The organism is Paenibacillus sp. FSL W7-1279, assembly GCF_037969845.1.
In the GTDB taxonomy this organism is placed as follows: Bacteria; Bacillota; Bacilli; order Paenibacillales; family Paenibacillaceae; genus Paenibacillus_AQ.
Genome location: NZ_CP150215.1, coordinates 6,357,241 through 6,371,527 on the forward strand (window position 1 = coordinate 6,357,241; position 14,287 = coordinate 6,371,527).

Genomic DNA, 14,287 nt, shown 5'->3' on the forward strand with positions numbered 1-14,287 from the left:
ATATTAAGGAATATCAGTATAATCCCTGTTCAGCCTGGCACTCAAAGGTCCATTCAGCAAAGCGGATCCACCGGTTCACATCAACCACCGGCTTTCTGAAGGATGGGCCGCACCTGCTTACTTGTCCTTGTCATCGTGTTTCAATCATTTTGGATCACTATTACATGCAATGATAAAACTCTTGCTCTCCCTTGTCAATTCCATTTTGGAATCAAGTCGTCCGATGTTTTGAAGCATTTCTTTTACCCTTTCCGTAAAAATCTGTTATGATGTGGTTAATCGTCCAGACCATGATTTCTGTTAGTAAAGGAGCATCGATATGAATCAAGTGACCAAAGGCCAGTGGAATGGTTACGACACCTATATTTTAAACAGCGGCCGTCTTGAAGTGACTCTCCTTCCTCGTCTAGGTAACAATGTCATTGGAATTAAAGACCTTGAAAATTCACGCGAAATCCTTCGAAAACCAGATGAAAGTGAGCTTGCCTTCTATCTTCAGAAGCCCTATCACTTCGGCATCCCGATGCTCATTCCGCCAGGCCGGATTTCCAAAGGCCAGTTTGAGTACGGCGGAACATCGTATCAATTTGATCAAAATACCGCGAACGACAATCATATCCACGGTCTCCACCGATCACAGGCTTGGTGTGTCAGCGACATAGAGGAAGATGATGATGGGTGCGCCGTTTCGACAGAGTTCATATCATCGGATGATCCGAAATGGATCGCCCAATTCCCAGTACCGCTGAAGCTGGAAATGACCTTCCGTCTTCAGGGGGCCCGCTTATCGCAGAGTCTTCGTGTAACGAATCTGGGTTCCAGCCCTGTCCCGTTCGGCATGGGTTACCATACGTGGTTCCTGCTTGATGGCGAGCCGCATCGCTGGACGCTGGATCTGCCTGTAGAGGGTATTTATACCTTGAATAATGAACTGATCCCAACCGGAGATTTTTCACCGCTTGGCCATCTGAAACAACTGAATTCTGGACTAAACCTGAAGGAAGCCGACCTGGATACGATATTAAAAATTCCAGAGGGCAAACCGGCTGAAGCCATGCTTCAACGGGATGATGGTTATCAAATTCATTATTCGGCTGACCGCGCCTTTTTCAAGCACTGGGTGCTCTATACGAAAGGCGTCGCAGAGGACTTCCTTTGCATCGAGCCGTATACCTGGCTTCCGAACGCGCCCAATTTAAATCTGCCGAATGAAGAAACCGGTCTGATTCATCTGGAACCGGGGCAGACCGTGAACCTGAATACCCAGATCAGCATCCAAAAAACAACACCGGAGGCGGAGCAAGGGGAATAGCAAATCCCCGGTGAACCATAAGATCTTCATATACTTAATGTTTCAACAAGAGCAGCCCTTTGTTTCAAAGGGCTGCTCTTGTTTGTCTAGATACACGACAATTTCATTCGGATAATTTTACCAGCCAATGATCTGCCTCCAGCACGAATGAGATTCCTAGGATTCAGTCATAATATCCACATACAACATCAAAGGAGGTGACATGACATGGCTCAAGGTCGTTCTTCTAACAATCTTGTCGTACCTCAAGCAACTGCAGCTCTTCAACAATTGAAAGTAGAAGCTGCTCAAGAACTGGGTGTGACGCTTCCACAAGACGGTTACATGGGTAACTATACTTCCCGTGAAACAGGTTCTTTGGGAGGTTACATCACCAAACGTCTGGTTCAATTGGCTGAGCAGCAATTATCGGGTCGTTCGAACCTGTAATTCGCATCTCTTCCCTCCAGCCGTAATTAGAAAGAGGCGATCTTCTCCCCAAAGATCGCCTCTTTCGTTATATGTTCTATATGATAAATGATTTCAGGATTCCGAAGCAGCTTCGGCATATGTATTCCGAGGGTACCGAATCATCAAGTTTGCCATGTTATAGTTGGATTCAAGGACAGCATCTACAATTACAATGCCTTGTCGTACCATAAATTCATAACTGATTTCGCCGTGTGTCCAGTGGCGTTTATGTTTCAGACTTTCAAGCGCCATCGTACGAAAAGAGAATTGTTGAGCTTCACTTAGCCCCTCCTCAAGTGGAGCTATGACTCCGTTACGCCCAGCCAATGGATTGTGCCGTATGCCAAATTTACCAATTACATTATTTCGTATTTGTACAAATACTGTCCCTGAACTAAGACCTCCCAACTCTTCTTCCAGCTCTTTAAAAACGATGTCCAATTGTCTAGCCAGTGATAATTGATCTAGTTTTACCATCTCTTCTCCCCTCCTTTATTAGTAAATCCTCCCTATTATTAGGGCTTATGACTCATTATAGGGTAAAGGATTCAATGTATCAACAATATTCAACACATTTGGGTATTTATTACTAAAATTGCACAAATAATTTAGGTTTCGGCTCCTTTTTTGCGTCAACTTTCATTCTTTTACGACAAAAAAAGAAGCCCGAATCGGGCTCCTCCATAGGTTGGAAATTGCATGTATTAAGAGGAAAACGTCCTCCAAGGAAATTCTTATCTGTTATTCCGATGATAATCAACAAATCACGCCATATGCTCCGTCATTTGCAGGAATTGTCTAATGTCGGATACGCAGGAATCTGCTGCACTTTGCCAGAAATCGCGCTGGGTCAGATCCACATTCAGGTGTTTCTTCGCCAGATCCTCCACGGACATCACGCCGGTGTCGCGAAGAAGTGCATCATATTTGTCCGCAAAGCTCGGACCTTCTTCCAATGCCCGAACATAGAGGCCCGTACTGAACATATAACCGAAGGTGTACGGGAAATTATAGAACGGCGTCCCGGTAATATAGAAATGAAGCTTGGATGCCCAGAAATGCGGATGGTATGATGTCAGAGCATCACAATAGGCTTCCTTCTGCGCTTCCACCATCAATTCCGATATTTCCTCGCTGCTGAGCAGACCGCTTTTCCGCTTGTCATAGAAGCGGGTTTCGAACAAGAAGCGTGCATGAATATTCATAAAGAAGGCTACGCTGTTCTGAATTTTCTCTTCCAGCAGGGCCAGCTTTTCTTCTTCGCTGCCGGCTCCCTTCACCATCGCATCAAAAACAATCATTTCGGCAAATGTAGATGCCGTCTCGGCAACATTCATTGCATATTTTTGGTTAAGCACCGGAATTCCGCCCATCAGATGCTGATGGTAGGCATGGCCGAGCTCATGAGCCAGGGTCGAAACGTTCGAGGCCGTTCCGCCAAACGTCATGAAGATTCGGGTCTGGCCGCTTGCCGGGAAGGAGGTACAGAAACCGCCAGGGCGCTTGCCGGGACGATCCTCCACCTCAATCCAGCTCTTGTCGAACGCCATTTGCGAGAAATCCGCTAATCTCGGGCTGAACTTGCGGAATTGCTCCACAATGTTAACAGCTGCATCGTCATAGGAGATTTTGGTTGCGGAAGTGCGCAGCGGGGCATCTACATCAGTCCAAGACAAACCTTCCAGACCAAGCAGCTTCGCTTTGCGGTTCAGGTATTCCACAAGCACCGACTTCGTGTCTTGGATGACCGCCCACATGGTATCCAGGGTCTCACGGCTCATGCGGCCAATCGCGAGCGGCTCCTTCAAGACATCCTCCCAGCCGCGGTTCTCGTACAGCTTCAGGCGGTAGCCGGATAAATGGTTAAGGGTATCCGCACAGTAATCAGCGGAGTCTCCCCATGCCTGCTCCCACTTTTCAAACATGGATTGGCGTACTTCCCGGCGAGGATCATGCATTTTATTGAATGCCTGTCCTGCGGACAGCATGACCGTCTTACCGTCTTCCTCATAGGGGATTTGGATTTTCTTAACGATGGTATCGTAGAACTCTCCCCATCCATGATAACCGTCTACGCCAAGCGATAGAGCCAGGCTCTCTAACTCGGGACTCATCTTGTCTTTGGCGAGATTACGGCTTTCGTTCAATACGAAATCAAGCTCGGACACCTTATCCGTACCGGTCCAAGCCGTCCAGAGTTCGTCATTCATACCACGGAGAACGTTATCGAATTGGTTCTTAATCGATTGCAGGGTCGCGGACAACGACGTTACCCGTCCGGATAATTGAACCGCCTTCTTGTCATTCACATTCTGCGCGGTCAGGCAGCCCACGAATGCAGAGACTTCACGGATGCGGGCATAGGCACTCTGAAACTGCTCAAGGAAGCGTTCAAGGCTTGCTGCGCCCTCCATGGTATCCGGAACGGTCAGTGCTTTAACGGCTTGCTGAAGATTATGTACATCCTGCTCAAGTGTCTCAAGAAAGCTCACGAGCTGCGGTGAAGAAGAGCCTCCGGGAAATATCGATTCCAAATCCCAAGTTTGTTGAAGTGCCATTGAACATTCATCACCTTTCGAAATAAAATATGATTTCAAGCGGAATACCATTTGTGTGGACTTAGGGAAAAGTGTATAACTATATATAACTCAATTTATGTTATCCCTGTTACAACCAATTTACTGCTGGAGGAGCTAGAAGCCATGAGACCTTTGCAAATATCACCGGAGACGGCGGTTACACTGTCCAAGCAGCTGGGCGTTCCGCTGGAACAGCTGATGCACATGCCTCAGCATATATTAATGCAGAAAATTGCCGAGCTTGCCAAGAATGAAGAAGCGAAAGCAACGAAAAAAGACGATGAGTCACCATCATCGGAGAACTCATGATTCCTTTTTCCAATACTTGGCCCTATGATGTCGTCGGAAACGACGTATATGTACACAGCTGCCCATTCTGCGGAACCGACAATGTATTGCTGCCGATGAAACCCAAAGAGCTGATAAGCGTAAGGGAAGGGAAAAAGAAGCTGCTGATCTTCCCCTGCTGCCACAACAAAGTAACCGTGCTGGACAGCGACATCGACTACTTGCTCACGGATCAGCGATTACGCTGATTTCGCCGCAGAGCATGAGTTTAGCTATTCGTGTTAGTCCAACAGCCTGCTGACCCACCCTTCAGCGGGCTATTTGCATTATGACTCTACCTTAAGTGCCTCGTTCTTCTGCTCCCGTATCTGCTCGGATATCAGCTTCCATTGCTCTCTGGATGCGCGTATCATCGCGGCGTCCATAATCTTGTCATCCTGGACCACTCTGGAGAACCATTGAACCGCCTCCTGAAACTGTCCCAGCCTGCGGTGGATCTCTCCGATCAGATACAGCAGCCTAGCATCATTCGCCCCTACCCCTTCCAGCTCGAACACTCGAACATAGGATTCCAGGCTATAACTCAAGAACCGCTTCTCTTGATCCTCGTTGCCCTGATACCGGTACAGCCAAGCGATATGATGCAGCAGGCTGGCCACAATGCGATCCCGCTCCCCGATGACTTGGGCGCAGAGGAGAGCCAGCTTGTACGACTCCAGAGCATCCTCCAGATTGCGCGAGCCGCCCATATCCCTCTTCTCCCAGCGGCATCCGACTTGCTCGTGAAAGAGCGCCTTCTGCCGTTCGTTCAATTTCAGGGTCGAATTTTCCGTGGAGGCAAAACCGCATTCAGGACAGATCCGCACCACGTAAAAATCGGGATTCTCCGATTTATAATAAGCGCAAAAATCCGTATCTGTACGGTATGCCTTTTTAAAGCTGGGTCTTACCCTGGATGTTTCATATTCATGCTCACAGTGCGCGCAAACCACCTTGATGGAATACAAGGGTTCCAATTTCACGCCATTCGCCATCCCTTCATTCGTGTCTAATTCCTGTTTCGAAATAGGTCTTTGGAACTAAGGAGTGTTCACGAAATGGTGGGCGGGGCCGGACAGACGCTGCAGCACAAAATCACGTAATTCATCCTCCACGCCAATTTCGATTAGGGCTCCTGCCATGCAGCCAAGCCATTCTTCGGCATGGCGATCCGTAATCGGGAATTTCATGTGCCTGGCCCGCATCATCGGATGTCCGAATGCTTCCGAGAACAAGGCTGGCCCTCCAAAAAACTGGCTCAAGAACATATATTGCTTCTCCATCACCGGCATAATATCTTCCGGAAACAATGGCGAAAGCAGCTCATTTTGCTGCACTCTCGGATAAAAAGCTTCGACGAGCGAACGTACACCCTCGGCACCCCCGAGGTTATCATAGATGCTTAAGTTCGGATTCATATCCGCTAATCTCCCATCTGTTTTATGTTACGCTTTCGATTGGATGTACCTATCCATTATACCAAAAAAACGACAAAAAAAGGCGCTAAGCAATGGTTAGCACCTTTTAGAACTTATTAATAACTGCGCCAGTCCTCTTCACTCTGGACGAGAGAAGCACGTATAACATAAACGAAGGCGCATACTAGGATACCTGCGACTATGCTCATGATCATCACTCCATCCAAACATAATACGAAAGATGTGCTTTGATGTTTTTATTATAGCACAAGATCCCCGAAAATAAAGCACAATTGTAACCGCTTTCTCATGTTTTTTATACTGTTTGTCCTATATCTTGCATAGATTTTTAACAACGGACCTATATTTCCATCATTCACATCGATGCCAGGGGGCGTATTTCTTATTATGACCATGAAAAAAATGGGCTGGCTCTTGCTCGTGACGGCACTGCTCAGCGTAATTGTCCTAATGGCTTTATTTCCCGAAGCGGCGCTTCAATCCGCACTCCGTGGCCTTTCGATATGGTGGGACGTGCTGTTCCCTTCCCTGTTCCCGTTCTTTGTTATTTCCGAGGTGCTGCTGGGGTTCGGTGTAGTCCACCTGATTGGCACGCTCCTGGACCCTATGATGAGACCGTTATTTCGTATTCCGGGGGCCGGAGGATTCGTTGCAGCAATGGGATATGTTTCAGGATACCCGGTCGGTGCCAAATTAACCGCCAAGCTATGGGAACAAAAAATGGTAAATCGGGAGGAAGGTGAGCGACTTGTCGCTTTCACCACCTCTTCTGACCCTATATTTCTAATTGGTGCCGTCTCCATCGGCTTCTTTCATGACCCCAAGATCGGTTTGATCCTTGCCTTGTCCCATTATGGCGGAGGTTTCCTTGTGGGGCTGATTATGAGATTTCATGGCAGGCATGAATCCAAAACAGCAACCGATTCACTCCGCCTGTCGCAGGCTAATACAAGCAGACTCAAGTCCGCCCTCCATGCCATGCATGCGGCGCGTGAGCAGGATGGCCGGGACCTCGGCACCCTGTTAAGACAAGCGATACAATCATCGCTTCAGCTCATTATCGTCGTCGGCGGGCTTGTGGTTTTCTTCTCCGTGTTTCTTGAACTCTGGACCCGCGCCGGCGTTATGCCTGCGCTAACTGAAGCCATCAGTTTGCTGTTATCTCTGGTTGGGATGCCTGAATCCTTATCCACTGCCATCGTAGGCGGATTGTTTGAGGTCACACTTGGTGCCCGATATGCCGGGGAAGCAGGGGCTGCAATTCCATTGCCATACAAAGCGGCCGCGGCTGCCTTTATATTGTCATGGGGCGGTTTGTCCGTTCATGCCCAGATCATTAGCATCCTGAACTCTACCAACCTCAGGTATTTCCCTTTTGTCATTGCAAGACTGATTCATGGTGTGATTGCCGCGGTCGCTGTATTGCTGTTGTGGAGAAGTGTCATGGGATCTTCGATACCGACCATGGCCCTTCCGGCTGTTTCGGATTCCGCCCTAAACGGGTATACCCATATTATGGCGGCTTTCTGCATCCTGCTCGGTTTCCTGATTACGGTTGCGTTGTTTATTCAGATCATTCGAGGACTGCAGCAGAAAATCCGCAAATTCCCAAGGTGAACATTGTGTTCTTCTCCAAGATTGATTATCATCTTTATATAACCTTACAAAGGAGCTTATCAACTTGAGATATTATGTTCTGGACCGCGGTGACCCATTGTCTGTCGAGCTGACCCAGCAATTTCACAAGCTGGCGGAACAGCGGGGGTTTGTGCTGGATGCAGAATCTCCGGAGATTGTGGTCTCGATCGGCGGAGACGGTACGATGCTGCATGCTTTCCATACTTTTATAGACCGTATTCCTGACCTCGCTTTTGTCGGTGTCCACACGGGCCACTTGGGATTCTATGCTGATTGGAAGGCCGATGAACTGACAGAGCTAATTGATCATATGAGCGGGGAAGGCGAACACGGCAACGTGAAGCCGCGCCTCGTCAAGTACCCCCTGGTTCAACTGGAAATTCATAAGAAATCAGGAACGTCCTCTTACATTGCTTTAAACGAATTCACGCTTAAAGGCGTTGACGGTACCGTTGTCGCGCAGATTGACATCAACGACGTAACCTTTGAGATGTTCAGGGGAGACGGGATTTGCGTGTCCACGCCATCCGGCAGCACGGCTTATAACAAAAGTGTCGGCGGAGCGATGGTGCATCCTTCCATCGATGCTCTGCAGATCGCGGAAATCGCCTCGATTAACAATCGGATTTTCCGTACGCTGGGCTCACCGCTGCTCCTGCCTAAGCATCATCATTGTGATATATTCTCGCGTAAAGAACAGCGTTTGCTGCTTACCATCGATCATGTGAATATCTCGATTGACGACCTCGTATCCGTGCGCTGTCAAGTGGCGGAACAGCAGGTCAGTTTTGCACGCTATCGGCCGTTCCCGTTCTGGAATCGTGTCCGTGATGCATTTCTTGGCTAATATTAAGAAGAACGACTACCTAACAAAAGAACGGCCACCAGCATTGAAGTGCTCCCTGTCAAGTAGACAGACTAAAAAAACAAAATCATTAGCATTCAATATCCCTTCGGTTATCAAGACTGAGGGGATTATTTTTCTTAGTTAAGCTGCTCGTCGATATTCGTTAGGGGATAAGCCGTTTAGTCGTTCGGTGTATCGAAAATTATTGTAATAATAGATATAAGCTCTTACACTACGAAGGAGACTGTCATACGTATCGTACTTCTCCAGATAATAGCTTTCTGCTTTTAAGGTACCCCAGAATCGTTCAATGGGTTGGTTGTCCAAACACCGGCTTACACGAGACATACTTTTTGTAAACTTGTATCTCTTTTGAAGTTGTCTGTATTCCAGCGAAGTATATTGAAAGCCGCGATCACTGTGCAAGAGCGGCGTAGCATTCGGATTTCTTTTATATGCTTTCTTTACCGTATTCATGACAAGCTCATTGTTATTGGAATGGCTGAACACCCATGAAACAACAGAGTTGTCATATCCATCAATAATGGCACTCAGGTAGGCCTTGCGGCCATTTCCGTGCTTTAGCTCTGTTACATCGGTGCACCACTTTTGGTTGGGGACCTCCGCTTGGAATTTTCGGTTCATGACATTCTCAGCGATATGTTGGGCTGGAGCTTTCATGTAATTTGGCCGTTTTTTGCGAATCACTGCCCTTATGCGATAACCGAGTATCCCGTTTCGTTTGTTATAGCGATGCTTGACTTCCTTGGCTAGTGCAAGATTTTCAAGTTCCCTGACGGATGGGATCCATTTCAGCCACTTATAATAGGCAGATCGGGCGATTCCTGCTAGCTCACAGAGCTTGGTGATCGCATATCCCTTCTCGGCATGCAGTTCTGTAATCGCTTGATAAATGTCTGCATGCCGAACAAGGGTTAACGTGTATTTCTTCGCCGGATCTCTGTCAACTTTTTTTGCGAGTGCATTCTCCATTTCTAAATGCTCATTTCGTGCCTCGAGTTCCTTGATCCGAAGCTTTAACCGTTCCTGTTCGTCTAGCTCTTCTAGCGGCTTTTTACGACCTCGGAGGTCTTTTAAGGCTCCATGACCACTCGCTTGATATTTACGAACCCATGCGTACACTTGCTGGTAAGAGACCCCGTACTTGTCGATGGCTTTCTGGTAATCTAAATCATGGGCGATGGTGAATTGTACAATTTAATACGTTCTTCGTAAGTCGTTTTCCGCCCTTTATTCATATGAGGGGGTTCAATCCTTTTCCGAGTTGGTTTCATTTTCACCCCTTCAGTATACTTGGAAATCCAGCTCTCTAACACAGATTTACTTGAAATATGGTACTTTTTCACCACCGCTCGTACAGAGTATTCTCCAGAGCGTACATCTTGAATGGCAGATAGTTTTAGCTCCTTGGAGTAGGATTTCCATCCCCTGGATTCTCTTAATCCTTCTTCTCCATCTACTTTGTATTTCCTTATCCAATCATTAACCGTGTTTTTATGGACCCCCAGTTGTTTTGCCTCATGGTTAGGATTGGATTCATGTTGCAAGCAACGCCTCACAACCTGAATCTTGATTTCATATGAAATCGGGCTTCTTTTGGACATTACAAAAACTCCCATCATAGGTAGAAGTAGAATTTCATTTTTTCTACTGTCTACTATGATGGGAGCATATCACATTACTGGTGACCGTTCTTTTTTATTGCGGCTGTTCAGCCGAAAGATTAGGCTCCTTGGAAGGCTTTGCGTCCTTCTCTTTGGATTCCTTAGGATCGCGTGGCTCGCGTCTGGATTCCTTCGCTTCGCGCCGCTCGCGTTGGTCCTTGTGTTCCTTGCCCGGTTTGGTGCCCTCCTGCTGGGCTTCCTTGCTTCCCTTCGCTTCCCCCTCACCCTGGGTTTCCTTGGGGGATGATTCACGAATCTCCACAGGGTCTTTGGAATTGGCATGGTCTTTGCTATCCTTCTGCTCCTTGGTTTTCTGAAGCACGAAGTGAGCACAACCAAAATTGCAGTATTCGTTAATGTAATCAGACATGCTGGAGAAGGTAGAGTCCTTGGCAGCTTTAGGATGATTATCCCGATAGAAACCTTTAAGCCGAAGCTGATTGTAACCCCAGTCTCCCACGATGTAGTCATAACGGTCCAGCACCTCGCTGTACCGCTCCCGGAAAGCTTCCAGATTCCAGCCGTTTCGATGGTCCTTTAACACTTCATAACTTTTGTTTCCGATAACGATCATTGAAAGCTTCCCCTGCCTTTCCAAAGGTTAAGACTGCACGGTCTCTTCCTTGTTGCGTTCTGCAGATTTCACTTGCTCGTGTGCATGATAGGAGCTGCGCACCAGAGGACCGGACTCCACGTGGCTGAATCCTCGCTTCATTCCCTCTTCCTTCAAGATCGCAAACTCCTCCGGCGTATAGTATTTTTCAACATTCATATGCTTTGGCGAAGGCTGCAAATATTGGCCGATCGTCATGATATCGCAACCCACCGAACGCAGGTCGTCCATCGCTTCCAGAATCTCATGCCATTGTTCGCCGACACCTAGCATTATGCTGGATTTGGTCGGAATATCTGGCTGCATCGCCTTGGCATTCTTCAGCAATTGCAAGGAACGGGTGTACTTGGCCTTGGCACGTACCCGATCCGACATTCGCTCGACCGTCTCAATGTTATGGTTCAGAATGTCCGGCTTCACATCCATTACGATCTTAAGCGCTTCTTCGCTGCCCATAAAATCCGGAATCAGCACTTCCACCGAGCATAGCGGCAGACGTCTGCGAATGGCTTTAACCGTTTCAGCGAATATGTAGGCCCCGCCATCTTTCAGATCATCCCGTGCTACGCTTGTTACTACGCAGTGACGCAGGTTCATCTGTTCCGCCGCTTCCGCTACGCGTTCCGGCTCCTGAAGATCCAGTTCCGTTGGAAGACCCGTGTTGACAGCGCAGAATCGGCAGGCGCGGGTACAAATATCACCCAGGATCATGAAGGTTGCCGTACGGTTAGCCCAGCATTCATAAATATTCGGACAGCGAGCCTCTTCACACACCGTGTGCAGTGTCTTGGATCGCATCATGCTTTTGATTTCTTTATAATTATCGCCAGTAGTCAGCTTGATTCGAATCCAGTCAGGTTTTGGCTGTTTGGTTTTAGACAAAGAAAAAACCTTCTTTCGAATTTATTGATGTAACTCAAGACATACCCCATCGTTTGCTGTCCCATATTATATCATGAAAACCATCATATTACTTGTTTCGCATCGATATGAGATTAATCTAGTTGCGGCATGGATAAAAATCCTTGTTTCGATTCACCCTACAGTGTAGGCATGACTGTCCGTCCTTAATTATGACAATCCAAAAGGAAGGAGAAGGACACATTGAGGATTTTCCAACCATTGAGCGCAAGCGGTATTATGATTCGCTGCACTGCTGCAGCTGTGGCTGCCTTGACAGCTGCCTGCTGCATGTGCGGGCCTGTGTCCGCATCCGCCTCTGTTGCGGTCAGCACCGCTGACGATACGGTGAAAACATCGGATGTTAACGCCATTTTTGCAGACCGGAAGTCGTTATATGATGAGATTTCCACCGTTACCCAAATTCCTTGGTATCGCCTGGCTGCCATTGACCAGTATGAACGGACACTAACTAGAGTCCACCCCAAGGATCGCAAACATCCGGACCGGACGCTCGGAATCTTCATCCCCTCCACAAGATGGGCCGGGGCGTTAAATCCCAATCAGGAAGATGTAAATCCGACGTCGATCAACGTGTTTTCCGGCATCGGACTGGATGGGGATGGAGATGGCAAGGCGGATCCGAATAATGATATCGACCTGCTATATACTATTGCGGCAAGGCTCGCCCCCTACGGTCATGCTGCCGATGACTTCAGCATCGGACTCTGGTCATACTACCAGAATACGCGGGCTGTTCAGCGCGTCATGCAATACGCCAAAATGTACGAGACCTTTGGAAAGCTGGACTTGTTTGACCATGCATTTCCTCTCCCGGTCAAAAGCAACTATTCCTACCGAAGCACATTTGGCATGGGACGCAACTGGGGAGGCAGAAGGGTTCACGAGGGAACGGATTTGTTTGCCTCATACGGAGTCCCCGTTCGAAGCACCTGTTACGGCGTTGTCGAAATCAAGGGCTGGAATAAATATGGCGGGTGGCGCATCGGCATCCGTGATTTGAACAATCATTACCACTATTACGCCCATCTGCAAGGCTTTGACAAAGGAATCTCGCTCGGGGATGTCGTTAAGCCGGGTCAAACCCTTGGCTGGGTTGGGAGCTCCGGTTATGGCAAGCCGGGAACCCAAGGCAAGTTCCCTCCACACCTCCATTACGGCATCTACCGGGACACCGGATTGACCGAATGGGCATTCGATCCTTACCCGCTGCTGAAGCACTGGGAAATGGAAGAAAAACGCTCGAAGAAAAAAACGCGCTCCTGAGTTCAACCCAGGGGGCGCGTTTTCTCCGTTAAGGACATCCATTACTGCGAAGTGAATCATGGCGTGCTTCCATATGCTGGCGCCAAAGTAATGAATCAGCGCTCTTAGCCTCCAGTGTTGTTATCTCCCGTCTGCCCGGATAAGTCTGCTCCACCAGGTAAAGGTTCCATAGGTGTCGTTGTTCCATCTGGAGGATTCGTCGGCGTTGTTACCGGCGGAGTAACAGGCGGGATTTCCTGCTCCGTATTATGGCTATTCTCATTGGTAACGGGAGGCGGTATCGCTATGCTCGGCGCGCTCGCCTTATTCTCGCCGACGGCCTTTCCTTGCCCGTCATAATAATACATTGGCACGTCGCCGACCACGAGCAGATAAGAAATGGGAATATCGGTTTCCACAATCTGCGGCTCCATGTCAAAAGGAACGACAACCGCTACCTCTGTTACGATGTGGACGAATACCTCCACCAAAATCATATTAATGCCAGCACCCTGCTGCCTGGTATCCAGTTGAACCTTCACCGCTCCCTGCGGTTCGATCTTCAAAGGAATTTGCGGACCGAATGAAGCGATAATCGGGCTTTTCAGCACCTGTCCCAAGGGAATTTGCTCCTTACGCTTATGAATATCGTCCAGTGTGCTCTGAACAACCTCCGTTGTATGGGAGGTGATTTTTAAATGCTCGGCATAATTCAGCATGAATCCCGTCACTTTGCCCGAGCTGTCCGTTTTCCAGTTGACCAGATTATCGAAATCCTTGCCCTGCGTGACCTGAGAGGTGATCGCTTTATTGATGGCTTCAGTGGCAATCTGTTTAACCCTGATTTGGGCTAAATGCATGATCGGCGGCCGCAGATTCTGCTCAATATACATAAAAAACTCAACGATCCCAAACACAAGGAGCAGAGCGCCGATCAGCCACCATTTTTTCGTGCTTCGTCTTTTGGCAGCCTGAGGACGCCCTCGGCTCTGCGGTACGGGCCGAAAGCCTCTGCGCGGTGGTTTATAAGCTCTCCTTGGTTTAGGCCACGACAGCGACGGAAAGGCCAAACGCCTGCTTCCCCATCTCTTTCGTCTCATGCTTGGTCCCCCCTATTTACGCCCCGAGGAGCATGTTTACCATGGCAAGCTCTCCTGTATAGAGGGTATGCGGACAAACGGCAAAAAAGAAGAGCAAGGATGGGATCCTCGCCCTTCTTCCTTATGGATAT

At 48.3% G+C, this 14,287-nt stretch carries 16 protein-coding genes and 1 other annotated feature (1 of these 17 cut by a window edge); of the genes, 7 read left to right on the forward strand and 9 right to left on the reverse strand.

The features are described 5' to 3' along the window. Positions 1-143, reverse strand: a binding site (T-box leader); it reaches 101 nt to the left of the window's first position. Positions 144-319: 176 nt separating this feature from the next. Together MKY82_RS28820 and MKY82_RS28825 are read left to right on the forward strand one after the other, a co-directional pair. Further along, positions 320-1,312, forward strand: a complete 993-nt coding sequence (locus MKY82_RS28820; protein ID WP_220683901.1) for an aldose 1-epimerase — start codon at positions 320-322, stop codon at positions 1,310-1,312. A 207-nt stretch (positions 1,313-1,519) separates the two neighbouring features. Further along, positions 1,520-1,741: an alpha/beta-type small acid-soluble spore protein gene (locus MKY82_RS28825; RefSeq protein WP_007131961.1), complete on the forward strand. Its 222-nt coding sequence runs from the start codon at positions 1,520-1,522 to the stop codon at positions 1,739-1,741. 93 nt (positions 1,742-1,834) lie between these two features. Here the strand turns inward: MKY82_RS28825 and MKY82_RS28830 are convergent, their stop codons facing one another. Both MKY82_RS28830 and MKY82_RS28835 read right to left on the reverse strand, forming a co-directional pair. Then, a complete protein-coding gene (locus MKY82_RS28830) occupies positions 1,835-2,239 on the reverse strand; it encodes an O-methyltransferase (protein ID WP_194544554.1) in 405 nt (134 codons plus the stop codon). 287 nt (positions 2,240-2,526) lie between these two features. Further along, positions 2,527-4,320 (reverse strand): M3 family oligoendopeptidase, encoded by a 1,794-nt coding sequence (locus MKY82_RS28835; protein WP_339294887.1) that lies wholly within the window; start codon positions 4,318-4,320, stop codon positions 2,527-2,529. Positions 4,321-4,464: 144 nt separating this feature from the next. Here MKY82_RS28835 and MKY82_RS28840 point away from each other — a divergent pair, with 144 nt between their 5' ends. Both MKY82_RS28840 and MKY82_RS28845 read left to right on the forward strand, forming a co-directional pair. Then, positions 4,465-4,650, forward strand: coding sequence for a YycC family protein (locus tag MKY82_RS28840; protein WP_071222371.1), 186 nt, complete (start codon positions 4,465-4,467; stop codon positions 4,648-4,650). After that, positions 4,647-4,877, forward strand: a complete 231-nt coding sequence (locus MKY82_RS28845) for a hypothetical protein (RefSeq protein ID WP_071222370.1) — start codon at positions 4,647-4,649, stop codon at positions 4,875-4,877. Before MKY82_RS28840 ends, MKY82_RS28845 begins: the two co-directional genes overlap by 4 nt. Before the next feature lie 78 nt (positions 4,878-4,955). On the opposite strand, the gene MKY82_RS28850 is transcribed toward MKY82_RS28845, so the two are convergent. Both MKY82_RS28850 and MKY82_RS28855 read right to left on the reverse strand, forming a co-directional pair. Then, the gene (locus MKY82_RS28850) at positions 4,956-5,651 is read right to left on the reverse strand and encodes a DUF2225 domain-containing protein (RefSeq protein WP_339294888.1); all 696 of its coding nucleotides are present in this window, start codon (positions 5,649-5,651) and stop codon (positions 4,956-4,958) included. 57 nt (positions 5,652-5,708) lie between these two features. Further along, a complete protein-coding gene (locus tag MKY82_RS28855; protein ID WP_071222368.1) occupies positions 5,709-6,086 on the reverse strand; it encodes a globin in 378 nt (125 codons plus the stop codon). Between the two features lie 408 nt (positions 6,087-6,494). Between MKY82_RS28855 and ylbJ the strand changes: the two genes are divergently transcribed. Both ylbJ and MKY82_RS28865 read left to right on the forward strand, forming a co-directional pair. Beyond that, positions 6,495-7,724, forward strand: coding sequence for a sporulation integral membrane protein YlbJ (gene ylbJ, locus MKY82_RS28860; protein ID WP_339294889.1), 1,230 nt, complete (start codon positions 6,495-6,497; stop codon positions 7,722-7,724). Between the two features lie 64 nt (positions 7,725-7,788). Then, positions 7,789-8,592 carry an NAD kinase gene (locus MKY82_RS28865; protein ID WP_009591431.1) on the forward strand — a complete coding sequence of 268 codons (804 nt, stop codon included), beginning with the start codon at positions 7,789-7,791 and terminating at the stop codon, positions 8,590-8,592. 141 nt (positions 8,593-8,733) lie between these two features. Here the strand turns inward: MKY82_RS28865 and MKY82_RS28870 are convergent, their stop codons facing one another. The 4 genes from MKY82_RS28870 to lipA all read right to left on the reverse strand — a co-directional run bounded on the left by MKY82_RS28870 (position 8,734) and on the right by lipA (position 11,772). Further along, positions 8,734-9,810, reverse strand: coding sequence for an IS3 family transposase (locus tag MKY82_RS28870; RefSeq protein WP_339296728.1), 1,077 nt, complete (start codon positions 9,808-9,810; stop codon positions 8,734-8,736). Next, entirely contained in the window at positions 9,780-10,217 is a 438-nt protein-coding gene (locus MKY82_RS28875; RefSeq protein ID WP_339294890.1) for a helix-turn-helix domain-containing protein, read from the reverse strand. Before MKY82_RS28875 ends, MKY82_RS28870 begins: the two co-directional genes overlap by 31 nt. 94 nt (positions 10,218-10,311) lie before the next feature. Beyond that, the gene (locus MKY82_RS28880; protein ID WP_339294891.1) at positions 10,312-10,851 is read right to left on the reverse strand and encodes a YutD-like domain-containing protein; all 540 of its coding nucleotides are present in this window, start codon (positions 10,849-10,851) and stop codon (positions 10,312-10,314) included. Positions 10,852-10,878: 27 nt separating this feature from the next. Then, positions 10,879-11,772 carry a lipoyl synthase gene (lipA, locus tag MKY82_RS28885; RefSeq protein WP_339294892.1) on the reverse strand — a complete coding sequence of 298 codons (894 nt, stop codon included), beginning with the start codon at positions 11,770-11,772 and terminating at the stop codon, positions 10,879-10,881. Between the two features lie 222 nt (positions 11,773-11,994). On the opposite strand from lipA, the gene MKY82_RS28890 reads away from it, so the two are divergent. After that, positions 11,995-13,077 carry a M23 family metallopeptidase gene (locus MKY82_RS28890; protein ID WP_339294893.1) on the forward strand — a complete coding sequence of 361 codons (1,083 nt, stop codon included), beginning with the start codon at positions 11,995-11,997 and terminating at the stop codon, positions 13,075-13,077. A 104-nt stretch (positions 13,078-13,181) separates the two neighbouring features. Here the strand turns inward: MKY82_RS28890 and yunB are convergent, their stop codons facing one another. Then, a complete protein-coding gene (gene yunB / locus MKY82_RS28895; RefSeq protein ID WP_339294894.1) occupies positions 13,182-14,156 on the reverse strand; it encodes a sporulation protein YunB in 975 nt (324 codons plus the stop codon). Positions 14,157-14,287 lie beyond the last annotated feature (131 nt).